Origin of the sequence: Nonomuraea sp. NPDC049637, assembly GCF_040675235.1 — a bacterium.
Taxonomy (GTDB): domain Bacteria; phylum Actinomycetota; class Actinomycetes; order Streptosporangiales; family Streptosporangiaceae; genus Nonomuraea.
Genome location: NZ_JBFAOM010000002.1, coordinates 115,667 through 135,729, shown reverse-complemented (window position 1 = coordinate 135,729; position 20,063 = coordinate 115,667). Strand labels below are relative to the sequence as shown.

General features: G+C 72.0%; 21 protein-coding genes and 1 tRNA gene. 11 read left to right on the top strand and 11 right to left on the bottom strand.

Annotated elements, in window-relative coordinates; genetic code table 11:
* Positions 1-82: 82 nt before the first annotated feature.
* Positions 83-451: a hypothetical protein gene (locus AB0J71_RS03050; RefSeq protein ID WP_352327040.1), complete on the bottom strand. Its 369-nt coding sequence runs from the start codon at positions 449-451 to the stop codon at positions 83-85.
* 218 nt (positions 452-669) lie between these two features.
* Between AB0J71_RS03050 and AB0J71_RS03045 the strand changes: the two genes are divergently transcribed.
* Entirely contained in the window at positions 670-1,782 is a 1,113-nt protein-coding gene (locus AB0J71_RS03045) for an aromatic ring-hydroxylating dioxygenase subunit alpha (RefSeq protein ID WP_364412383.1), read from the top strand.
* Here AB0J71_RS03045 and AB0J71_RS03040 read toward each other — a convergent pair.
* Positions 1,752-2,306, bottom strand: a complete 555-nt coding sequence (locus AB0J71_RS03040) for a DUF1707 domain-containing protein (RefSeq protein WP_364391683.1) — start codon at positions 2,304-2,306, stop codon at positions 1,752-1,754. The two genes, AB0J71_RS03045 and AB0J71_RS03040, sit on opposite strands and share 31 nt — an antisense overlap.
* A 179-nt stretch (positions 2,307-2,485) precedes the next feature.
* Between AB0J71_RS03040 and AB0J71_RS03035 the strand changes: the two genes are divergently transcribed.
* Together AB0J71_RS03035 and AB0J71_RS03030 are read left to right on the top strand one after the other, a co-directional pair.
* Positions 2,486-3,418, top strand: a complete 933-nt coding sequence (locus tag AB0J71_RS03035) for a sensor histidine kinase (protein WP_352327176.1) — start codon at positions 2,486-2,488, stop codon at positions 3,416-3,418.
* Positions 3,419-3,428: 10 nt separating this feature from the next.
* Positions 3,429-4,568 (top strand): low temperature requirement protein A, encoded by a 1,140-nt coding sequence (locus tag AB0J71_RS03030; protein ID WP_364412381.1) that lies wholly within the window; start codon positions 3,429-3,431, stop codon positions 4,566-4,568.
* Here AB0J71_RS03030 and AB0J71_RS03025 read toward each other — a convergent pair.
* Together AB0J71_RS03025 and AB0J71_RS03020 are read right to left on the bottom strand one after the other, a co-directional pair.
* Positions 4,565-5,539, bottom strand: coding sequence for an aldo/keto reductase (locus tag AB0J71_RS03025; RefSeq protein WP_352327174.1), 975 nt, complete (start codon positions 5,537-5,539; stop codon positions 4,565-4,567). The genes AB0J71_RS03030 and AB0J71_RS03025 overlap by 4 nt on opposite strands.
* On the bottom strand, positions 5,536-5,886 hold the full coding sequence (locus tag AB0J71_RS03020; RefSeq protein WP_364412378.1) for a MerR family transcriptional regulator: 351 nt from the start codon (positions 5,884-5,886) through the stop codon (positions 5,536-5,538). Before AB0J71_RS03020 ends, AB0J71_RS03025 begins: the two co-directional genes overlap by 4 nt.
* A gap of 216 nt (positions 5,887-6,102) precedes the next feature.
* Here AB0J71_RS03020 and AB0J71_RS03015 point away from each other — a divergent pair, with 216 nt between their 5' ends.
* From AB0J71_RS03015 to AB0J71_RS02980, 8 genes are all read left to right on the top strand, one after another.
* Complete coding sequence (locus AB0J71_RS03015; RefSeq protein WP_352327172.1) at positions 6,103-6,720, top strand: DUF998 domain-containing protein; 618 nt, start codon at positions 6,103-6,105, stop codon at positions 6,718-6,720.
* Positions 6,721-6,830: 110 nt separating this feature from the next.
* Entirely contained in the window at positions 6,831-7,289 is a 459-nt protein-coding gene (locus tag AB0J71_RS03010) for a universal stress protein (RefSeq protein ID WP_352327171.1), read from the top strand.
* Between the two features lie 104 nt (positions 7,290-7,393).
* A complete protein-coding gene (locus AB0J71_RS03005) occupies positions 7,394-8,641 on the top strand; it encodes an APC family permease (protein WP_352327170.1) in 1,248 nt (415 codons plus the stop codon).
* A gap of 92 nt (positions 8,642-8,733) precedes the next feature.
* Positions 8,734-9,237 carry a TrmH family RNA methyltransferase gene (locus AB0J71_RS03000; protein ID WP_352327169.1) on the top strand — a complete coding sequence of 168 codons (504 nt, stop codon included), beginning with the start codon at positions 8,734-8,736 and terminating at the stop codon, positions 9,235-9,237.
* Positions 9,238-9,373: 136 nt separating this feature from the next.
* Entirely contained in the window at positions 9,374-10,771 is a 1,398-nt protein-coding gene (locus AB0J71_RS02995; RefSeq protein WP_364412375.1) for a methionine--tRNA ligase, read from the top strand.
* A gap of 109 nt (positions 10,772-10,880) precedes the next feature.
* Positions 10,881-11,858: a phosphotriesterase-related protein gene (locus AB0J71_RS02990; RefSeq protein ID WP_364412372.1), complete on the top strand. Its 978-nt coding sequence runs from the start codon at positions 10,881-10,883 to the stop codon at positions 11,856-11,858.
* Positions 11,859-11,910: 52 nt separating this feature from the next.
* Entirely contained in the window at positions 11,911-12,297 is a 387-nt protein-coding gene (locus tag AB0J71_RS02985) for an STAS domain-containing protein (RefSeq protein ID WP_352327166.1), read from the top strand.
* Between the two features lie 10 nt (positions 12,298-12,307).
* Positions 12,308-13,201: a sigma-70 family RNA polymerase sigma factor gene (locus AB0J71_RS02980; protein ID WP_352327165.1), complete on the top strand. Its 894-nt coding sequence runs from the start codon at positions 12,308-12,310 to the stop codon at positions 13,199-13,201.
* Positions 13,202-13,521: 320 nt separating this feature from the next.
* Here AB0J71_RS02980 and AB0J71_RS02975 read toward each other — a convergent pair whose 3' ends face one another.
* The 7 genes from AB0J71_RS02975 to AB0J71_RS02945 form a co-directional block, all read right to left on the bottom strand.
* Positions 13,522-14,568, bottom strand: coding sequence for a hypothetical protein (locus AB0J71_RS02975; protein ID WP_364412369.1), 1,047 nt, complete (start codon positions 14,566-14,568; stop codon positions 13,522-13,524).
* 327 nt (positions 14,569-14,895) lie between these two features.
* A complete protein-coding gene (locus tag AB0J71_RS02970) occupies positions 14,896-17,418 on the bottom strand; it encodes a Tex family protein (RefSeq protein ID WP_364412366.1) in 2,523 nt (840 codons plus the stop codon).
* A 27-nt stretch (positions 17,419-17,445) separates the two neighbouring features.
* Complete coding sequence (locus tag AB0J71_RS02965; RefSeq protein ID WP_364412364.1) at positions 17,446-18,609, bottom strand: amidohydrolase; 1,164 nt, start codon at positions 18,607-18,609, stop codon at positions 17,446-17,448.
* Positions 18,610-18,692: 83 nt separating this feature from the next.
* Complete coding sequence (locus tag AB0J71_RS02960) at positions 18,693-18,917, bottom strand: hypothetical protein (protein ID WP_352328727.1); 225 nt, start codon at positions 18,915-18,917, stop codon at positions 18,693-18,695.
* Positions 18,918-18,927: 10 nt separating this feature from the next.
* Positions 18,928-19,362: an RpiB/LacA/LacB family sugar-phosphate isomerase gene (locus AB0J71_RS02955; protein WP_364412361.1), complete on the bottom strand. Its 435-nt coding sequence runs from the start codon at positions 19,360-19,362 to the stop codon at positions 18,928-18,930.
* A 22-nt stretch (positions 19,363-19,384) separates the two neighbouring features.
* Positions 19,385-19,460 (bottom strand) — tRNA-Met (locus AB0J71_RS02950).
* A gap of 137 nt (positions 19,461-19,597) precedes the next feature.
* A complete protein-coding gene (locus AB0J71_RS02945; RefSeq protein WP_352328725.1) occupies positions 19,598-20,059 on the bottom strand; it encodes a MarR family transcriptional regulator in 462 nt (153 codons plus the stop codon).
* Between the last annotated feature and the right edge of the window lie 4 nt (positions 20,060-20,063).

Genomic DNA, 20,063 nt, shown 5'->3' with positions numbered 1-20,063 from the left:
CCGTACCCCGTACCGGCGGACCGGATGAGGCGGTCACCGCGCCGGCCTGCCCCCCGCAGGCGGTGCGGCGACCGCGGACCGGTCAGGAGCAGGCGGCGGTGATCTTCGAGGTGAAGCCGCTCATCTTGCCGCTGAACTCGGTCGTCTTGCTGATGTCACCGCTCTGCAGGCTCTCGAAGCCGGCGGCGAAGTCGTTCAGGGCGGCCGCGACGTCGCCGTCGTACTTGCCGGCGAGCTCCTTGGTCTTGGCGGCGGCGGCCTTGGAGGCGTCGCCGACGGCCGAGGCGTCCGTGGCGTTCTTCGTGATGGCGCCGCTCCACTCGGTGGTGATCTTCGAGAGCTCGTTGACGGCGGTGTTGCAGTCAACGGCCTGGCCGACACCGCACGCGGTGGACAGAGCGGCAAGGGAGATCGTCGCGACTGCGAGGGCGAGTCGGCGAGGGGGAGTCATTTTTGGTGCCCTTCGTTGGTTTTCCGTACGAGGAGGACATTAGCGATCTCTGGTTGATCTCCGCTTGCACGCCGCTAACATTCCGGCCGTCAGGTGGGCGTAAAGCCGTGCAACAGCACGTGAAGGTTCGGCGCCTGCCTCTTGACAGCCTGTGAGGGCCGCCGGACGATGTCGCATATAGAGCAACTCGGTGCGTAATACGCAACAAGGGGTGTCGGTTGACCACCACGTCGAGCTTGATCTCCACGCTTCCCGGCCGCTCCTACACCGACCCCGACCTGTTCGCCGCGGAACAGGCCAAGATCTTCGAGGCCATGTGGTTTTGCGCCGTGCGCGCCGGCGACCTGCCGAAACCGGGGGCGTTCCGGACCGTCCAGGTGGGCACGGAGAGCGTGCTCGTGGTCCGCGGGCGCGACGGGCTGCTGCGCGCCTTCCTCAACGTCTGCCGCCACCGCGGCGCGCGGCTGTGCGTGGAGGAGCGGGGCGAGGTCAGACGGACCATCAGGTGCGCCTACCACGCCTGGTCCTACGACCTGGACGGCAGGCTGGCCGCCGCCCCCAACCTGGCGAAGATGCCCGACATCGACCGCGTCGAGTACGGCCTGGTCCCGGTGAGCCTGCGCGAATGGCTCGGGTACGCCTGGGTCTGCCTGGCCGACGAGCCGCCGTCGTTCGAGGACACCGTCACCTACGCGGCCACCGAACGCCTGGGCGACCCGGCCGCCATCGAGAACTACCACGTCGACCGGCTGGCCCTGGGCCGCCGGGTGGTCTACGACGTCAAGGCCAACTGGAAGCTGGTCGTCGAGAACTTCATGGAGTGCTACCACTGCGCCACGATCCACCCCGAGCTGGTGGCCGTGCTGCCCGAGTTCGCCGGCGGGTACGCCGCCCAGTACTACGTGGGCCACGGCGCCGAGTTCGCCGAGCGCGTCCAGGGCTTCACCGTGGACGGCGGCGCGGGCTTCGGCCGGCTCCCCGACGTGGCCCCGGAGCAGGACCGCCGCTACTACGCGATCACCGTCAAGCCGCAGGTGTTCGTCAACCTGGTGCCCGACCACGTGATCCTGCACCGGATGTTCCCCATGGCCGCCGACCGCACGGTCGTCGAGTGCGACTGGCTCTACCACCCCGACGTGGTGGCCTCGGGGGCCGACCTGACGCCGTCCGTCGAGCTGTTCCACCGGGTCAACGAGCAGGACTTCGACGCCTGCGAGCGGACCCAGCTCGGCATGGCGTCACGCGCCTACCGGGCGGGCGGCGTGCTGGTGCCGAGCGAGCACCACATCTCGGCCTTCCATCAGTGGGTGAACCAGCGTTTGCGCGGATAGCGCACCCGCAGGCCGCCGTAGTTGGCCCGGCCGCCGACCACCAGGTAGAGGGCGCCGGGCCGCTGCCTGCCCGGCACGTCGCCGACGGCGATCTGACCCCAGTCGGTCCGGAAGGCGTCCACGTTCACCACGGCGCCCTCGGGCACGGTGATCCTGGCGGAGCCGTACGTGAGGTCGAGTTCGAGGTCGACGACGGGGTGCGGGATGACGGCCTGGGACAGGTCGAGGTCGACGCCGCCGTACTGGGAGGAGATCCGCAGCCGCCGCGGGACGGCCCAGTCACCCGACCGGCGCACGTGCCCGCTCTTGGACTCCAGCTCGACCACGTCGTCGGCCGGGGGCGCCGGGGCGGGCAGATCGGTGATCAGGCCGAGCAGGTCGCCGTAGGTCCTGGCGGCGAGCGCCAGCCCGAGCCGGTCCTCCAGCTCGGGACGCGTCAGGCGGCCCTCGACGAAGGCGTGCCGGAGCTGCTCCGCCGTGCGCTCCCGGTCCTCGTCGGAGACCCGCATGTGCATTTCCGACATGTCCCGAGCATAGGTTCGCGGCGGTCAGAACGGGAGGCGTCGCCCCGAAGGGGTTCGCAGATCGAGGTGGGAGTACCGGCGCCCCCGCAGGGGCCTGCGCACGAGCTGAAGTCGCTTCACGCCCCGTAAATACCCATTTGATTGTCTAAGAGTCCTCATGCGGAGGTACCGTGTGCCTGATGTCGGCGGACCCTTTCGTGCATCCGGCCCTCTTCTATCGAGGTGACCCGGAATATGTGGCTGCCACCACGGCTTTCGTCCGCGAGGGGCTGGCGGCCGGGGAGCCCGTGGCGGTGGCCGTGCCCGCCGCGAACCTCGCCAAGATCGAGGCGGGGCTGGGCGCCGACGCGGCCCGGGTGACCCTGCTCGACATGGGCGTGGCGGGCCGCAACCCGGGGCGGATCATCCCGGCCGTGCTGCGGGCCGTCGCCGACCGGCATCCCGGCGAGCACGTGCGGATCATCGGCGAGCCGATCTGGCCCGGCCGCTCGGCGACCGAATACCCGGCCTGCGCCCAGCACGAGGCGCTGATCAACCTGTCGTTCACGGGGCGGCGCGTCACGATCCTGTGCCCGTACGACCTGGCGGGGCTGACGCCCGAGGTGCTGCGCGAGGCCGAGCGCACCCACCCGGTGCTGCGCGACGCCTCCGGAGAGTGGGCCAGCTCCAGCTACGCGCCCGACGAGGTCGTCGCGCGGCACAACCAGCCGCTCGCCGAGCCGGCCACGTGCGTCTCGCTGCGCTTCGACCACACCAACCTGGCCGCCGCCCGCACCCTGGCGGCCGGCCAGGCCGAGGCGGCGGGCTTCAGTGACGACCGGCTCGACGACATCCGGCTCGTGGTGGCCGAACTCGGCGCCAACAGCCTCGACTACGGCGGCGGCGCCGGCCTGATCAGGGTCTGGATCGAGGACGCGCGGCTGGTCTGCGAGGTCGCCGACGGCGGTCACATCACCGATCCGCTGGCCGGGCGCCTGCCCGTCGAGGCCCGCCGCTCCGGCTCGCGCGGCCTGCTCATCGTCAACCTGCTCGCCGACCTCGTACGCGTCCACAGCCGCCCCGGCGCGACCGCGGTCCGCGCCTACTTCGACCTGCCGGCCTCCCTGGTGTAGACATCGGAGGATGATCCGGCTGCGGCCCATGCGGGCGCGCGACGCGGGCGAGTCCCACCGCGTCGCCACCAACCTGGAACTCTTCTTCGACCTGTGCTTCGTCGTCGCGGTCTCGTTCGCCGGCTCCCAGCTCCACCACGCGCTCAGCGAAGGGCACCTGGCCGAGGGCGTCCTCGGCTACCTGACGACGTTCTTCGCCATCTGGTGGGCGTGGATGAACTACACCTGGTTCGCCTCCGCCTACGACAACGACGACTGGTTGTTCCGGGTGACCACGCTGGTCCAGATGGCGGGCGTGCTGGTGCTGGCCGCCGGGGTGCCCAGGGCGTTCCAGAAGCACGACTTCCGCGTGGTCTACGCCGGGTATGTCATCATGCGCCTGGCCATGGCCGCCCACTGGCTGCGGGCGGCCTGCGGCGATCGTCCGGGCCGGCGGACGGCCGTGCGGTACGCCGCCGGCATCTGCGTCGCGCAGGTCGGCTGGATCCCGCTGCTGGTCGTGCCGGGGGAGTGGTACCTGGCGGCGTTCGCGCTCGGCGTGGTGCTGGAGCTCGCGGTGCCCGTGTGGGCCGAGCGGGGCAGCCCGACCCCCTGGCACCCGCACCACATCGCCGAGCGGTACGGCCTGTTCACGATCATCATGATGGGCGAGAACGTGCTGGCCGCCACAGTCGCCTTCCAGGCCGAGGCGAGCGCCGCCGGCCTGCGGCCCGAGCTGATCGTCCTGGCCCTGGGCGCGCTGGTGATCGCCTTCGCCATGTGGTGGCTCTACTTCGACCCGCCGACCGCCGAGATCCTCGACTCCACCAGGCGCGCCCTGCTCTGGGGGTACGGCCACTACGCGATCTTCGCGGCGGTCGGGGCGTTCAGCGCCGGGGTCGAGGTGAGCATCGACCACGCGGCGGGCACGTCACACCTGTCCGCCACGGGCGCGGCGCTGGCCGTGTCGGTGCCCGTCGCGGTGTTCCTGTCGATGCTCTGGCTGCTGCACGTGCGGCCTCACCGCTACGGCCCGGCCGACGGCGTCGCCTTCCTGGGCGCGGCCGTGCTCGTGCTGCTGTCGGCCCTGACGCCGGCGCCGATCCCGCTGACGGCGCTCGTCCTGGTCGCGCTGGTGGTCGTGACCGGCGCGACCAGGCGCGCGGCCTAGCGCTCGACCTCCGACATGTTCGGGTAGCGGGCGCCCCGGACGGCGTCCGCGGGCACCGCCCTGGCCAGGGCGTCGAGCTGGTCGGCGGTCAGCGTGACGTCGGCCGCGGCGGCGTTCTCCGCCAGGTACGTCAGGCGTTTCGTGCCGGGGATCGGCACCACGTCGTCGCCCTGGGCCAGCAGCCAGGCCAGCGCGAGCTGGGCGGGGGTGATCCCGGCCGCCGCGGCGATCTCGCGGACCCGCTCGACCAGGCGGGCGTTGTGCTCGGCGTGCTCGCCGGACATGCGGGGCAGGTGCTTGCGGAAGTCGTCGTCGGGGAGCTGGTCGGCGCTCGGCAGCGCGCCGCCGAGCAGGCCGCGGCTGATCGGCGAGTACGCCACCAGCGCGGTGCCCAGCTCCCTGGCCGCGGGCCGGATCTCGGCCTCCAGACCCCGCGTGAACAGCGAGTACTCGCTCTGCAGCGCGGCGATCGGGTGCACGGCGGCGGCCCTGCGCAGCGTGTCCGCGCTCACCTCCGACAGCCCGAGATGGCCCACCTTGCCCTGCTGGACCAGCTCGGCCATGGCGCCGACCGACTCCTCGATCGGCACGTCGGGGTTGCGGCGGTGCATGTAGTAGACGTCGATGTGGTCGACGCCGAGCCGCCGGAGCGAGGCGTCGCAGGCCGCCCTGATGTACTCGGGGCTGTTCTCGACCGTGCGTGTGCCGTCGTGGCGGTTGATGCCGAACTTGGTCGCCAGGACGACCTCGTCGCGGCGGTTCTTGACGGCCCGGCCGACCAGCTCCTCGTTGTGGCCTCGTCCGTACATGTCGGCTGTGTCCAGAAAATTCATGCCAAGGTCGAGGGCGCGGTGGATGACCGCTATCGACTCCTTCTCGTCCCCTTTGCCGTAGAACTCCGACATGCCCATGCAACCCAGGCCGAGGGCCGACACCCGCGGGCCGCCGGTCCCCAGGACGCGCGTCTTCACATCCGCTCCCGATAATTGTCGATCTTGTGGTCGAGGACGTCCATGTCCGCGCTCAGCTCGGCGATCCTGACCCGGACGCGCTCGCGGTGCAGCTCCAGCATCGCCAGCCGCTCGGCGGAGGTGTGCTCGCCCATGCGGCGCAGCTCCGCGTAGCGGCACATGTCGGCGATGGGCATGCCGGTGGTCCGCAGCTTGGTGAGGAAGTCCAGCCACCGCAGGTCCGCCTCCGCGTAGTCCCGATGCCCGCTGACGTTGCGGCCGACCGAGTGGATGAGCCCGATGCGCTCGTAGTAGCGCAAGGTGTGGGCGCTGAGACCCGTACGCTGGGCGGCCTCTTGGATCGTCATGCATCCAGAGTCACCCTTCGAGTGCACTCCAAGTCAAATCGGGGGTGCCGCCGACTGCACCCACCCTGAGGAGGCAGGCCCTACCCAGGGTCGTCTTTCCGCAGGTCACGAGCCTGTCCCCGGAGCCTTTCGACCAAGGTATTAGGGGGCGGGTCAGGGCCCGCTGGGGGCTCATCTCCGATGCCGGTCAAGGCCGCCTTACGCGAGCTTTAAGGCATGAGGGGATTGCTTGTCAGCGGATTCACGGCCATCGGCACCGGAGCCGGCGCGATGCTCACCTTGCACGCCGAGGCGGGTCTCGACCCGTTGCACAGCGTGATCAGCGAGTACGCCTTCCAGGCGTCCGGCTGGCTGCTGCCGGCCTCGCTGACGCTGTTCGCCGTGGGGTCCGGGCTGATCGCCGAGGCGCTGCGCCGCTCCGGCGCCAACCGCTGGGTCGTCGCGCTGCTGGTGGCGTGGGGGGCGAGCATGTTCCTGATCGGGGCCTTCCCGACCGACCGCCCCGGGGTGCCGCTCTCGTTGTCCGGCGGCATCCACCGCTACGCCGCCTTCGCCGCCTTCCTGGTCATGCCCGCGGCGGGGTTCCTGCTGGCCAAGGCCAGGATCCGGTACGCCAGAGCGATGCGCGTGCTGAGCGGCGTGGCCCTCGGGGCGCTGTTGCTGGTCGTGGTCCCGTACGTGGTGCGCATGTTCGGCATCCCGTTGAGCAACGACGACATCCCGGCGGGCCTGACCCAGCGCGTGGTGGTCGTGACCGAGATCGGGGTGCTGGCGCTGGCGGGCCTGTCGATGCTCAGGCCGGCGGCGCGGCGGGTGTCGGCCGTGCTGGCCTGACGCCTGGCCGGTTCGCGAGGGGTGGGATGATCTTCCCGCCCCTTTTCGCGTGAGAACGGCCCGCTCCTGGAAAGAGGGAGGGCTCTGACCTCGCCCAAGGAGCTGTGAAGATGACCATTTTGATCGCCTACGACGGTTCGGACGACTCCAAGGCCGCCATCGAGTTCGCCGGACGGGCCGTGCAGGACAGGTCCGCCGTCGTGCTGACCGTGTGGGAGCGGCTGGCGATGACCTCCGCCCGCGCCTCGGCCGGGCTCATGATGACCCTCGACAACACCGCGGCCGAGGACGAGGCGATCGGCCAGGCGATGACCGAACTGGCCGGGCACGGCGCCGAACTGGCCCGCGAGGCCGGCCTCGACGCGACGCCGCGGTGCGACCTGGACTCGGTGGCGGTGTGGTCGACCATCGTGGACGTCGCCGACGAGATCGACGCCACCCTCATCGTCACCGGCACGCGGGGACTGGGCGGCGTGCGATCGTTGCTGCTCGGCAGCACCTCGGACCGCGTCCTGCACCACGCCCGGCGTCCCGTGCTGGTGGTCCCGGGCCCCGAGGCGACCTCCTGACGGCCCCGGCGGCGAGGATGTCGGTGGCGTGCGGCAGAGTGGGGGCCTCGGGATCTCCTGACCGGTGACCCGATCGAGGGTGCGGGCCGGTGGGAGGGGGCGGCATGGCCGAGGGCCTGGCGCGGCGGCTGGGCACCGGCGACGCGGTCGTCGTCGGGCTGAGCGCGATGATCGGCGCGGGCGTGTTCGCCGCCTTCGCCCCGGCTGCCGCCGCGGCGGGCGGCTCGCTGCTCGCCGCCCTCGCGCTCGCCGCCGTCGTGGCCTACTGCAACGCCACCTCCTCGGCCCGGCTGGCCGCCCTCCATCCCGAGTCCGGCGGCACCTACGTCTACGGCCGGCGGCGGCTCGGCCCGCTGTGGGGCTACCTGGCGGGCTGGGGCTTCACCGTCGGCAAGACGGCCTCGTGCGCCGCGATGGCCCTCACCTTCGGCTCGTACGTCGCCCCGGGCGCGGCCCGGCCGCTGGCCGTCGCGGCGGTCGTCGCGCTCACCCTGCTCAACCTGTTCGGCGTCCAGCGTTCGGCCGCGGTCGCCCGGGTGATCGTCGTGCTCGTGCTCGCCGTGCTGGCCGCGGTGATCGTCGCCGGGCTGGCGGGGGAGCGGCCGCCCGGAACGCCGGGCGCGGGGCTGCCCGGCTCGGGCCCGTGGGGCGTGCTCCAGGGCGCCGGGCTGCTGTTCTTCGCGTTCGCCGGATACGCCAGGATCGCCACGCTGGGGGAGGAGGTGCGCGATCCGGCCCGTGCCATCCCGCGGGCGATCGGCATCGCCCTCGGCGTCACGCTCGTCGTCTACACGCTGGTGGCGGTGGCCGCTCTGCGCACGCTCGGGGCGTCCGGGCTGGCCGGGTCCGCGGCGCCGCTGGCCGACGTCGTGCGCCGGGCGGGGGCGCAGTGGCTGGTCCCCGTCGTGGGGGCGGGGGCGGCGGTGGCCTCGCTCGGGGCGCTGCTCGCGCTGCTGCTCGGCGTCTCCCGCACCGTGCTCGCGATGGCCAGGGAGCGTGACCTGCCGGGCGTGCTGGCCGCGGTCGACCCGGAGCGCCGGGTCCCGCGCCGGGCCGAGGCGGCGGTCGGGGCCGCCGTGGTCGTGCTGCTGCTGGTGGCCGACCTGCGCGGCGCGATCGGGTTCTCCTCGTTCGGGGTGCTGGTCTACTACGCGATCGCCAACGCCTGCGCGCTGACCCTCTCCCGGGCCGAGGGCGCGCCGGTCAAGGCCGTGCCGGTGCTCGGGCTGGTGTTGTGCCTGGTGCTGGCGTTCACCCTGCCGCTCGCCTCCGTGCTCGCGGGGGTGGCCGTCTTCGCGGTGGGGCTGGCCGTCTGGGCCGTACGCCGTCGCGCGCGTGGCTCACGGGCGTAGACTGAGTGTGATTCCTCTCGACGATGGCCCGGGCGTGCCGACGAAAGCGCCCTTCTCGTGAACGTCCGCGTAAGGAACCTCCGCCCGGCCGCATGAGCGGCATCCGGGTGCGCACCCCCAGAGAGCTCCAGGCCCAGCGGCGGCGCAGGCGGCCCCGATGCCTCGGCCACCTCACCGTCGCCCCTTTGTGGCCTATGCACGGCGTCAACCTCGGCACCCTGCTGCGCACCTGCGACGCGGCCGGCGCGTGCATGGCCGTGCCCCGCCTGCCCTGGGTGCCCGAGGCGCTGGCCAGGGGGAACACCCTCCGGTCCGGAGCCTGCGTCCACTGGGTCGATCCGCTGCCGTGGCTGGCCTCCCGGCGCGAGCGTGTGCTGGGCGTCGAGCTGGCCGAGAACGCCATCAGGCTGGCCGACCTGACCATGGCCCGCGAGCCGACCGTCGTCGTGCTCGGCCACGAGGCCACCGGCATCCCCGGCGAGGCGCTCGACCTGCTCGACGCCGTGGTCGAGATCCCGATGATCGGCACCGGGGCCAGCCTCAACGTGGCGGTGGCCGGGTCGCTCGTGCTCTACAAGCTGGCCGGGCTGGCCTGAGGCCGGGTACGATGGCGGACATGACGATCAGCACGGTGATGATGGCCCCGTAGGGGGTTTCACCGACGACGTCCTGTTGAGGCCCTGTGACCCGGGGCCTCTCGTCGTGTCGGGGCCCCTTTCCTGGAGGCTGCCGATGTACATCACGACGACCATCCCCTACGTCAACGCCCGCCCGCACCTCGGGCACGCGCTGGAGCTCGTCCAGGCGGACGTGCTGGCCAGGCACCACCGGCGGCGCGGCGAACCCGTGCGGTTCCAGACCGGTACCGACGACAACTCGCTGAAGAACGTGCTGGCCGCCGAGGCCGAAGGACTGCCGGTACGGGAGTTCGTGGACCGCAACGCGGCCGCGTTCGAAGGGCTGCGCGAACCGCTCGACCTGTCCTTCGACGCGTTCGTCAGGACGAGCAGCCACCCCGCGCACCGCGCCGGGGTCGAACGCATCTGGAAGGCCGTCGAACGCGACCTCTACCAGCGGCACTACGAAGGGCGCTACTGCGTCGGCTGCGAGCAGTTCTACCCCGAGGGGCCCTGCACGGAAGGGCACGAGGGGCCCTTGCAGGTGGTCTCGGAGCGGAACTGGTTCTTCCGGCTCTCCCGCTACCAGGACGCCCTGCTCGACCTCATCCGCGGCGGCGGCCTGCGCATCGAGCCGGCCGCCCGGCGCAACGAGGTGCTGGCGTTCGTCGAGGCGGGGCTGGCCGACATCAGCGTCTCGCGGTCGGCGGCGCGCGCCCGCGGCTGGGGCATCCCCGTGCCCGGCGATCCCACCCAGGTCGTGTACGTGTGGTGGGACGCCCTCGCCAACTACGTCACCGCCCTGGAAGGGGAGGACCACGAGCGCTGGTGGGTGTCCGAGCCGGACAAGGTGCACCTGGTCGGGAAGGGGGTGATCCGCTTCCACGCCGTCTACTGGCCGGCGATGCTGCTGGCCGCCGGCGAGCCGCTGCCGTCGCAGATCTTCGTGCACGACTACCTCACCGCGAACGGCCGCAAGATCAGCAAGTCGTCCGGGACCGCCGTCGACCCGGTGGCCCTGGTGGACGCGTACGGCGTGGACGCGGTGCGGTGGTGGCTGCTGCGCGAGGTGCCGCGCGTGGGCGACGCCGACTTCGCCACGGACCGCCTGATCGCCAGGGCCGACGAGGACCTGGCCAACGGCGTGGGCAACCTGGTCAACCGGGTGGCCACCATGGTCCACCGGTTCCTGGACGGCAACGTGCCGGAGGTGCGCGAGGAGTTCGAGCCGGGCGACGTGCACGGCGCGCTGCGGGACTTCGACTTCCGCCGGGCCGCCGGAGCGGTGTGGCGGCTGGTGGAGGAGGCGAACCGGTACGTCGAACGCGTCCGCCCGTGGCAGCAGGCGGCCGGGCAGCGGGAGGCGTCGCTGGGCGTGCTGGTGGGGGCGTGCCGGACGCTGGCCGTCCAGCTGGAGCCGTTCCTGCCGACGGCGGCGGCCCGGGTGGCGGCGGCGGTGGCGGGGGAACGGCTGCCGCGGCCGGAACCCCTGTTCCCGCGCCTGACCCGGTGAATCACGACATGTGCCGACGCGCCGATCGCAACGCGCCCCGGACGGTTGACGGTGCGGCAGGGGCGGCCTACGTTGGGCGCACTTACTGACCAGTTGGTATGGAGGTCCCATGCCCACCGTCGAGACCGTCCGGGGCCCGATCGACGTCGAACGGCTCGGCCAGACGCTCATGCACGAGCACGTGTTCGTCGTGGCCGCCGAGCACGTGGACAACTACGGCAAGGGCGCCTGGTGGGACGAGGAGTTCCGGGTCGCCGACGCCATCGCCAAGCTCGGCGCGGTGGCGGCCAAGGGCGTGCGGACGATCGTCGACCCGACGGTGTGGGGCCTCGGCCGCCACATCCCGCGCATCCAGCGGGTGGCCGCCGAGGTGCCCGGCCTGAACATCGTCGTCGCCACCGGCCTGTACGCCTTCGAGGAACTGCCCCACCAGTACGAGCACCGCGGCCCCGGCCTGTTCCTCGACATGCCCGACCCGATGATCGACGACTTCGTCCGCGACCTCACCGAGGGCATCGCCGACACCGGGGTGAAGGCCGCGCTGCTGAAATGCGTGGTGGAGCACAAGGGGCTGACGCCCGGCGTCGAGCGCATCTGCCGGGCCGTCGCGCGGGCCCACGTGCTGACCGGGGCGCCGATCACCGTCCACACGAACGCCTTCACCCAGAGCGGGGTGCTCGCGCTGGACCTGTTCGCCAAGGAAGGGGTGAACCTGGAGAAAGTGGTCGTCGGGCACGCGGGCGACAGCAACGACCTCGACTACCTGATGCGCCTGGCCGACACCGGCGCGACGCTGGGCATGGACCGGTTCGGCCTCGACGTCTACAACCCGACCGAGCAGCGCGTGGCCACGGTCGCGGCCCTGTGCCGGCGCGGATACGCCGACCGCATGGTCCTCAGCCACGACACCGCCTGCTTCATGGACTACTTCGGCGGCGCATGGGACGAGGCCAGGAACACGCTCGCGCCGAACTGGCGCTACGATCACATTCACGATGACGTTCTGGCCGCACTGCTCGGCTCTGGTGTCACCGATGACCAGATCGAACAGATGCTGGTGTTCAACCCGAGGCGCTACTTCTCGTAAAGTGGTCGAGAAGTGACGACAAGTGGGAAACAACGCGGGTAGGTGGAGCTGGGTGACTTCGGAGCAGGCTTTGTCGATCAGCCTCGGACTCCAGGGCCCCTGCGTCATCGCACGGCTGACCGGGGATTTCGACTTCGGGTCCGCGGCCGAGGTGCGCGACCGGGTCACCAAGGCGCTCGACCTCACCCAGCCGCCGCTCCTCGTCATCGACATGCAGGCCGTCAGCGTCTGCGACTCCTCCGGCCTGTCCGTGCTGGTCTACCTGCACAAGGCCGTCACCGCCTCCGGCGGCAAGCTGCTGCTGTCCGGCCTGAACGGCCGGTGCAAGCACCTGTTCGCGATCACCGCGCTGGACAAGTTCTTCGACATCCGCAGCACGGCCGAGCTGGCCATCGCCGAACTCAACGAAGCCGGGAATTCACCGCCGTTCACCGGGTAGTTGCCGCTGCATGTCGGCCGCAGAGCCCGACCTGCTCGGCATGTACCTGGAGCAGATCGGAAAGAACCCCCTGCTCTCCGCCGCGGACGAAGTCGACCTCGCCCGGCGGATCGAGGCAGGACTGTACGCAGGTCACCTGATCGAGCGCGGCGCCGCGACACCGGAGCTCGAAGCCGTCGTGCGCGACGGGCGGCGGGCCAAGGACCAGCTGATCAGGTCCAACCTCCGCCTGGTCGTCGCCGCCGCCCGGCGGTACGCCTTCCGCGGGCTGCCGCTGCTCGACGTCATCCAGGAGGGCAACCTCGGGCTGATCAGGGCCGTGGAGAAGTTCGACTACACCCGCGGGTACAAGTTCTCGACGTACGGGATGTGGTGGATCCGCCAAGCCATCGAACGCGGCATCCACGACAAGAGCCGCACCGTACGGCTGCCCATCCACGTGGGCGAGGACCTGTCGCGGCTGGTCAGGACCGAGCGGCGACTCGCCGCCGACCTCGGCCGCGATCCGACGGACGACGAGCTCGCCGCGTCGGCGTCGCTCACCGCCGGGCAGGTCGCCGCGTTACGCAGGCTTGGCCAGGAGGTGGTCAGCCTGGACCTGCCGGTCGGCGAGTCCGGCGAGAGCCGCATCGCCGACATGATCGCCGACGAGGACGGGGCAGGGGTGCAGGAAGTCGCCGAACGCCGCGCCATGAGCGCCGACGTCCGGGAGGTGGTCACGTCGCTGCCGCCGCGCGAGGCGTTCGTCATCAGGCTCCGGTACGGCCTCAGCGGGCAGAAGGCGGAGAGCTACAGCGAGATCGCCGACCGCCTCGGGCTCACCAGGGAACGCATCAGGCAGTTGGAGAAGCAGGCACTGAAACGCCTCCGCCAGTACCGACCCCTGCTGGCCTGGGCCTCCTGACCGCCCGGCCACCCGCCGCACTCCCACCTCGCCATTTCACGTGCCGCCGCCGGACAGCGGACGGGGGCCGAGCGTGTGCTCGGCCCCCGTTCTCCTCGGGTCTTGGGTCAGGCGGTGACGAGGAGCGCGACCCCGATCAGCACCGCAACCGGGACGAGCCACATGACGGCCTCGACAGCGAACTCCTTGTACATCGCGCAAGTCTCCCTCGAAACGCCCAAGTGGGGCACTGCTAACGTCACTGCGCAGCATAGCCGCCCCCACCCCCGCCTCGATCCACCCACATCCCGGCCGATGCCCCCCACGCCCTCAGGCGGAGCTCACAGCTGCCGGCGGGCGATGCGTTTGCCGAGTCCCGCCAGGGACTCGTCGGCCATCAGGGCGGGCAGGCGCGGGGCGTCCACGTCGATCTGGTGCAGTACGGCGGGATGGGCGCCGTTGAACCGGCTCCACGCCCGGACCACCTCCGGCATCGCCGCCACCGCCGTGTCCGACAGGATGGCCTCCCTCGGCAGCCACGACGTCAGGAACTGGCTCACCCGCGCCGGACTCCACCAAAGCGGACGCTCACCCACGAACTCCGCCAACTTCTCGAACGCCTCCCGCGCCCCGGGCACATCGGGCAGATCGTGGAAGCCGGCCATCGTGCCGTCGGGCGCCTGCCGTACGAGCCCGGGCACGGCGAGGGCCCGCGCGATGGCCAGCGGACGGACGGCGGGCAGCGTGTCGGCCACCTGGGTCCCCATGATCCGGTCGCCCAGCTCGAACGCGTCCAGCACCCGTCCGGCCACCACCCCCGGCTCGGCCGGGCTCAGGCCCAGGTCGTCGAGGAACTTGACCTCCTCGACGACGGCGTCCACCGCGAGGCCGCCGTTGGGCTGGTCGATGCCGACGACGAGGATGTGCGGCTCCTTGCCGTTCGCGTACCTGAAGGACAGGACGGCCAGGGTCTGCTCGCCGTACGGGTCGGCCTTGCCGTACCAGGCTCCTTCGCAGGTCACCTGGCCCATGCGGCGCACCCAGCCGGGCAGCTCGAGATCGGCCTCCGTCGTCCAGGGAACCTCCAGCCCCAGAACCCGCAGCACCCCCGGCCGCGCCCCAGCTGCCGATTCGGATTCCGGAGAGGATTCCGCCCCCGCTCCCGCCTCGGATTCCGGAGAGGATTCCGCCCCAGCCCATCCCGTCCTGTCGACCGCAGCCAGGGCGGCGAGGGTGAGCCGCGACTCGGCGCTGCCGTCCTCGGCCAGCTCCCGCAGGAACGGCCCCACCTCATCGGGCTCGAGAGCGGCGGTGAGCCGGGCCGCCCAGAGCTCGGTCCGCAGCGGCGAACGCCAGCGAAGCAGGTCGCGGGCTTGGCCGACAGCCATGGAAAACACAGATGTCCTCACCCTCCGACCGTATCGCCCCCCACCAGGGAACCCCCCGCCCAGTCGGTGACTGAGCCGGCTTGAACTGCGCATCGGCGGCTGGGCCAGCCTGAACGGTCGGCTGGTGGTGAGGGCAGCCTGATCAGCGGGCCAGCGGCTCGGCGGGGTCAGCGGTGGGCTGGTGTCTGAGAAGGCCTGATGGGTGGGGCGGTGGCTGAGCCGGCCTGAACGGTGGGCTGGTGGCAGGGTGGCAGCCCTGATGGTGGGTTGTTGGGAGGGGCAGCCCTGATGGGGGCCGGTTGGGGCCGGCCCCCGTCAGGGGTGAGGTCAGCGGTTGTCGCCGCCGAGGCCCGCTTTGCGGAGGGCTTCGGCCATCGCGCCCATGGGGGCCGGACGGTCCTGGCGGCGCTGCCCGCCGCGCTGACCGTCGCCGCGGCCCTGGCCACGCCCCCCGCCGTCGCCACGGCCACCCTGACCGCGACCGCCGTCACGACCGCCGTCACGACCGCCACCGCCGCGGGCGCCGTCGCCCCGGCCGCCGTCGCGGCCGCCGTCGCGGCCGTCGCCGCGTGAGCCGCCGTCGCGGCCGCCCTCGCCACGGGTAGCGCTACCGTCGCGAGCGGAGCCGTCGCGGCGGGGCTCGTTGCGGGAGCCGTCCGGACGGGCGCCCGACTTGCGGGGCGGGCGGCCCTCCGAGGACGGCTGGGTGACGTCGTCCTCCAGCCGGAGGGTCAGGGAGATGCGCTTGCGCGGGATGTCCACCTCAAGGACCTTGACGCGCACGATGTCGCCCGGCTTGACCACGTCGCGCGGGTCCTTGACGAAGGTGTGGGACATGGCCGACACGTGGACCAGACCGTCCTGGTGGACGCCGACGTCGACGAACGCGCCGAAGGCGGCCACGTTGGTGACCACGCCCTCCAGGATCATCCCGGCCACCAGGTCAGAGATCTTCTCCACGCCCTCCTTGAAGGCCGCCGTCTTGAACGCCGGACGCGGGTCGCGCCCCGGCTTCTCCAGCTCGCGCAGGATGTCGGTGACGGTCGGCAGGCCGAAGGTGTCGTCGGTGAAGTCCTGGGGCCGGATCGTGTGCAGGGCCGAGGTGTTGCCGATCAGCGACTTGAGGTCGGTCTGGACCGAGCTCAGGATGCGCCGGACCACCGGGTAGGCCTCCGGGTGCACGCTGGAGGCGTCGAGCGGGTCGTCGCCGCCCGGGATGCGCAGGAAGCCGGCGCACTGTTCGAACGCCTTGGGCCCGAGCCGCGAGACGTCCTTCAGCGCCGTGCGGGTGCGGAACGGGCCGTTGGCGTCGCGGTGGCGCACGATGCCCTCGGCCAGCGTCGCGCCGATGCCCGACACCCGCGTGAGCAGCGGCGCGGACGCCGTGTTGACGTCGACCCCGACCGCGTTGACGCAGTCTTCGACGACGGCGTCGAGCGAGCGGGACAGCTTGGACTCGGCCAGGTCGTGCTGGTACTGGCCGACGCCGATCGACTTGGGGTCGATCTTGACCAGCTCGGCCAGCGGGTCCTGCAGCCGGCGCGCGATGGAGACCGCGCCGCGCAGCGACACGTCGAGGTCGGGCAGCTCCTGGGAGGCGTAGGCCGAGGCCGAGTAGACCGAGGCGCCCGCCTCCGACACCACGATCTTGGTGATCGACGGCATGAGCTTGACCAGGTCGCCGGCCAGCTTGTCGGTCTCGCGCGAGGCGGTGCCGTTGCCGATGGCGATCAGCTCGACGCCGTGCTTCTGGGCCAGCGCGCCGAGCACGGCCAGCGACTGGTCCCACTGGCGCTTGGGCTCGTGGGGGTAGATGGTGGCGGTCTCGACGACCTTGCCCGTGGCGTCGACCACGGCCACCTTCACGCCGGTGCGCAGGCCGGGGTCGAGGCCCATGGTCGTGCGGCTGCCGGCCGGGGCGGCCAGCAGCAGGTCGCGCAGGTTGGCGGCGAACACGCGCACCGCTTCGTCCTCGGCGGCCTGCCACAGGCGCATGCGCAGGTCGATGCCGAGATGCACGAGGATGCGGGTGCGCCAGGCCCAGCGCACGGTCTCGGCCAGCCACGTGTCGGCCGGGCGCCCCTTGTCGGAGATGCCGAACCGGGCGCCGATGCGCAGCTCGTAGTCGGCGGTCTCGTCGGGCTCCAGCGCGACGTTGAGCACCTCCTCCTTCTCGCCCCTGAACATCGCCAGGATGCGGTGGGAGGGCAGCTTGGTGAACGGCTCGGTGAAGTCGAAGTAGTCGGAGAACTTGGCCCCCGCCTCCTGCTTGCCCTCGCGCACCTTCGACACGAGCCGGCCGCGGCTCCACAGCCGCTCGCGCAGGTCGCCGATGAGGTCGGCGTCTTCGGCGAAGCGCTCGATCAGGATCGCCCTGGCCCCTTCGAGGGCCGCGCCGGCGTCGGCCACGCCCTCGGTGACGAACTCCGCGGCGACCGTGGCCGGGTGGAGCATCGGGTCGCCGAGCAGCTTGTCGGCCAGCGGCTCCAGGCCGAGCTCGCGGGCGATCTGCGCCTTGGTGCGCCGCTTGGGCTTGTAGGGCAGGTAGACGTCTTCGAGCCTGGCCTTGGTCTCGGCCGCCATGATCTGCGCGCGCAGTTCGTCGTCGAGCTTGCCCTGAGACTCGATCGACTCCAGGATCGCCGCCCTGCGCTCGTCGAGCTCGCGCAGGTAGCGCAGCCGCTCCTCGAGCGTGCGGAGCTGCGCGTCGTCGAGGGCGCCGGTGACCTCCTTGCGGTAGCGCGCGATGAACGGCACGGTGGCGCCGCCGTCGAGCAGATCGACCGCCGCCTGCACCTGCCCGTCGCGCACGCCGAGCTCTGCCGCGATCCGCTGGTGAATAGAGAGCACTTGCCTGCCTTTCGATGGTCCCGCCGGTCAATTGTGCAGGACGACGCCGTCTTTCATGACCAGAGTGCGCCGAGGGTGAACGACCACGGCCTCTCCAGGGCCGCTCGCGGGCACCACGACGAGGTCGGCGCGGTCGCCCGGGGCCAGGCCGTAGCCGGGCAGCCCGAGGGCCCGCGCGCCGCCCACGGTCGCGGCCTCCAGGGCGAGCTCGATGTCCTCGTCGCGGCGGAACGTGCTGCGGTAGGCGAGGTGCATCGCGCGCTCCAGCATGTCGCCCGAGCCGTAGGGGCCCCACAGGTCGCGGATGCCGTCGTGGCCGCAGGCGACGGTGACGCCCGCGGCGCGCAGCTTCTTGACCGGCGGCACCGGGTAGCTGTAGACGGCGGCGGTGGCGATGGCCACGCCCGCGTCGACGAAGCCCTGGATCAGGCGATCCTGGGCGGCCTCGCCGAGCTCGCCCAGCGCGTACGCGTGGCTGACCGTGACCCGGCCGCCGAGCCCCAGCGCCTTGGTGCGCTCGGTGATCAGCTCCAGCTCCCAGCCGCCGAGCGAGCCGCCGTCGTGAAGATGGATGTCGATGCGCGCGCCGAACCGGTCGGCCAGGCCGAAGATCAGGTCGAGGTGGCGCACCGGATCGCGGTCGACGCCGGCCGGGTCGAGGCCGCCGATCGCCTCGACGCCGCTGCGGAGCGCCTCGGCCAGCAGGTCGGCGGTGCCGGGGTTGGTGAGCACGCCGTGTTGCGGGAAGGCGACCTGCTGCACGTGGACGGGGGAGCGGGCGGCGGCCTCACGCACGGCCTCCACGCCCCGCAGGCCCACGGACGGGTCGATGTCGGTGTGGGTGCGCACGTGGGTGGTGCCGGCCTCGCTCATCCGGGCCAGCAGCGCGGCGGCGCGCTCGGCGCTCGGCACGCCTAATTCGGCGCGGCGGCCCAGGTCGTTGGCGATGCGGCCGGCCAGGGAGTCGTCGGCGGAGTGGGGGACCCAGGGGCCGCCGTAGAGGGTCTTGTCGAGGTGGCAGTGGGCGTCGACGAGACCGGGCAGGACGAGCTGACCGGACACGTCGAGGACGAGGGCGCCGGGCGCGTCGAGGGACGGCCCCACCCGGTGGATGCGGCCGTCGCGGACGAGCAGGTCGGCGGGGGACGCGAGCCCCCAGGGCCGGCCGCCGCGGATCAGCACGTCGGTCATGCCCAGCACCCTAGAGGGCGGCACCGACGATTTCCGTGCCCCCGGACGTGAGGGTCATGAGCCGACCGCCACGGCGGGACGGGCTAGTCGGGGCGGGTGGCGAACAGTTCGAGGTGGTGGCAGGAGCGGCAGCGGTAGGCGTCGATCTCCCACTTGGGACGGCCCATCAGCCGGGCGCCGCCGAAGATCCCGCGCGACAGCGCCCCCTCGACCCAGCGGGCGTACCCCCGGGAGTGCTCACCCTGGTCGGCGACGAACCCGGGTTCGAGCCCCTCCGCGCCGCAATGCGTGCACCGTAAGTTGTCCATGCCGCAGAGCCTAGATCTCCGCGAGGTGCGCCACGTTGGCCACGTCGGCCGGATCGGTGCTGGGCCGGCCGCCGAACCAGGCGTCGAGGATCTCGCCGAGCACGACGTCGGAGGTGAGGCGGAGGCTGAGGGCCAGCACGTTGGCGTCGTTCCATCTGCGCGCCCCCTCGGCGGTGTAGGCGTCGGGGCAGAGCGCGGCCCGCACGCCGGGCACCTTGTTGGCCGCGATGGAGGCGCCCGTGCCCGTCCAGCAGCAGACCACCGCCTGGTCGGCCCGGCCCTCCGCGACGTCTCTGGCGGCCAGTTCGCAGGCCCACGCCCAGTCGTCGCGCTCGCCGTCGTGGAGTGCGCCGTGGGTCAGCACCTCGTGACCCCGCCCGCGCAGCTCGGCCACGATGCGCCCGGCCACCCCGTCGTTGCTGTCCGCCGCCACCGAAATCCGCATGGGCCCATCTCTACCAGCAATGTGGTGACGGGTGCGGGGATCGAACCCGCCTGGAGCGGCTTATGAAACCGCCGGGCACACCAGCGCCCCCACCCGCCTGGAACGGGCCGGGGGCCGCCGATCTCAACGGCGGGAGCCCCCGGACGGGTGCGGCATGCGCATTCGCCGGATGACCAGCTGGATGACCATGGGCACGAGCATGCCGCCCGCGCCCCCGGCCCCGCAACGCGTTTTCTCAGGTGTACCGGGCGCGCATGCGCTCGCAGAAGTCGTCCGACAGCTTGGTCATCAGCCTGGACAGCTCGGCCCGCTCCGCCTCCGGCCAGTCGGACAGCACCTCCTCGAACCACTCGGTGGTGACCCGGCGGCACCTGCTCGCCACCTCGGCCCCCTCCTCGGTGAGCGCGATGCGCCAGGCCCGCCGGTCGTCGGGGTCGCGTACGCGCTCGACCAGCCCGCGCTGCTCAAGGGCCGCGACGTGCCTGGTCACGTGCGGGCTCTCGACCTGCAGCCCCTCGGCGATCATGCCGATCCTGCGGGGCTCGCCCGCGTCGAGCAGGTAGACGATGATCTGCACGTCGGGCCGGTCGAGCCGGATGCCGGCCGCCTCGGTGAGCCACTCATGGGTCTTGGCGCGGTTGAGCGTGACGACCAGCCGCCGGAAGGCCGACACCGTCCTGTTGAGATCTTCGCCCATCTGT

Excerpts from the sequence above, each read along its gene's own strand:
- AB0J71_RS02960 (WP_352328727.1), bottom strand. The coding sequence starts at position 18,917 with ATGGACAACTTACGGTGCACGCATTGCGGCGCGGAGGGGCTCGAACCC.
- AB0J71_RS03050 (WP_352327040.1), bottom strand. The coding sequence starts at position 451 with ATGACTCCCCCTCGCCGACTCGCCCTCGCAGTCGCGACGATCTCCCTT.
- AB0J71_RS03040 (WP_364391683.1), bottom strand. The coding sequence starts at position 2,306 with ATGTCGGAAATGCACATGCGGGTCTCCGACGAGGACCGGGAGCGCACG.
- AB0J71_RS02990 (WP_364412372.1), top strand. The coding sequence starts at position 10,881 with ATGCCCACCGTCGAGACCGTCCGGGGCCCGATCGACGTCGAACGGCTC.
- AB0J71_RS02945 (WP_352328725.1), bottom strand. The coding sequence starts at position 20,059 with ATGGGCGAAGATCTCAACAGGACGGTGTCGGCCTTCCGGCGGCTGGTC.
- AB0J71_RS02965 (WP_364412364.1), bottom strand. The coding sequence starts at position 18,609 with ATGACCGACGTGCTGATCCGCGGCGGCCGGCCCTGGGGGCTCGCGTCC.
- AB0J71_RS02955 (WP_364412361.1), bottom strand. The coding sequence starts at position 19,362 with ATGCGGATTTCGGTGGCGGCGGACAGCAACGACGGGGTGGCCGGGCGC.
- AB0J71_RS02980 (WP_352327165.1), top strand. The coding sequence starts at position 12,308 with ATGTCGGCCGCAGAGCCCGACCTGCTCGGCATGTACCTGGAGCAGATC.
- AB0J71_RS03035 (WP_352327176.1), top strand. The coding sequence starts at position 2,486 with ATGTCGGCGGACCCTTTCGTGCATCCGGCCCTCTTCTATCGAGGTGAC.
- AB0J71_RS03000 (WP_352327169.1), top strand. The coding sequence starts at position 8,734 with ATGAGCGGCATCCGGGTGCGCACCCCCAGAGAGCTCCAGGCCCAGCGG.
- AB0J71_RS02975 (WP_364412369.1), bottom strand. The coding sequence starts at position 14,568 with ATGGCTGTCGGCCAAGCCCGCGACCTGCTTCGCTGGCGTTCGCCGCTG.
- AB0J71_RS03015 (WP_352327172.1), top strand. The coding sequence starts at position 6,103 with ATGAGGGGATTGCTTGTCAGCGGATTCACGGCCATCGGCACCGGAGCC.
- AB0J71_RS03010 (WP_352327171.1), top strand. The coding sequence starts at position 6,831 with ATGACCATTTTGATCGCCTACGACGGTTCGGACGACTCCAAGGCCGCC.
- AB0J71_RS03020 (WP_364412378.1), bottom strand. The coding sequence starts at position 5,886 with ATGACGATCCAAGAGGCCGCCCAGCGTACGGGTCTCAGCGCCCACACC.
- AB0J71_RS03005 (WP_352327170.1), top strand. The coding sequence starts at position 7,394 with ATGGCCGAGGGCCTGGCGCGGCGGCTGGGCACCGGCGACGCGGTCGTC.
- AB0J71_RS03030 (WP_364412381.1), top strand. The coding sequence starts at position 3,429 with ATGATCCGGCTGCGGCCCATGCGGGCGCGCGACGCGGGCGAGTCCCAC.
- AB0J71_RS02995 (WP_364412375.1), top strand. The coding sequence starts at position 9,374 with ATGTACATCACGACGACCATCCCCTACGTCAACGCCCGCCCGCACCTC.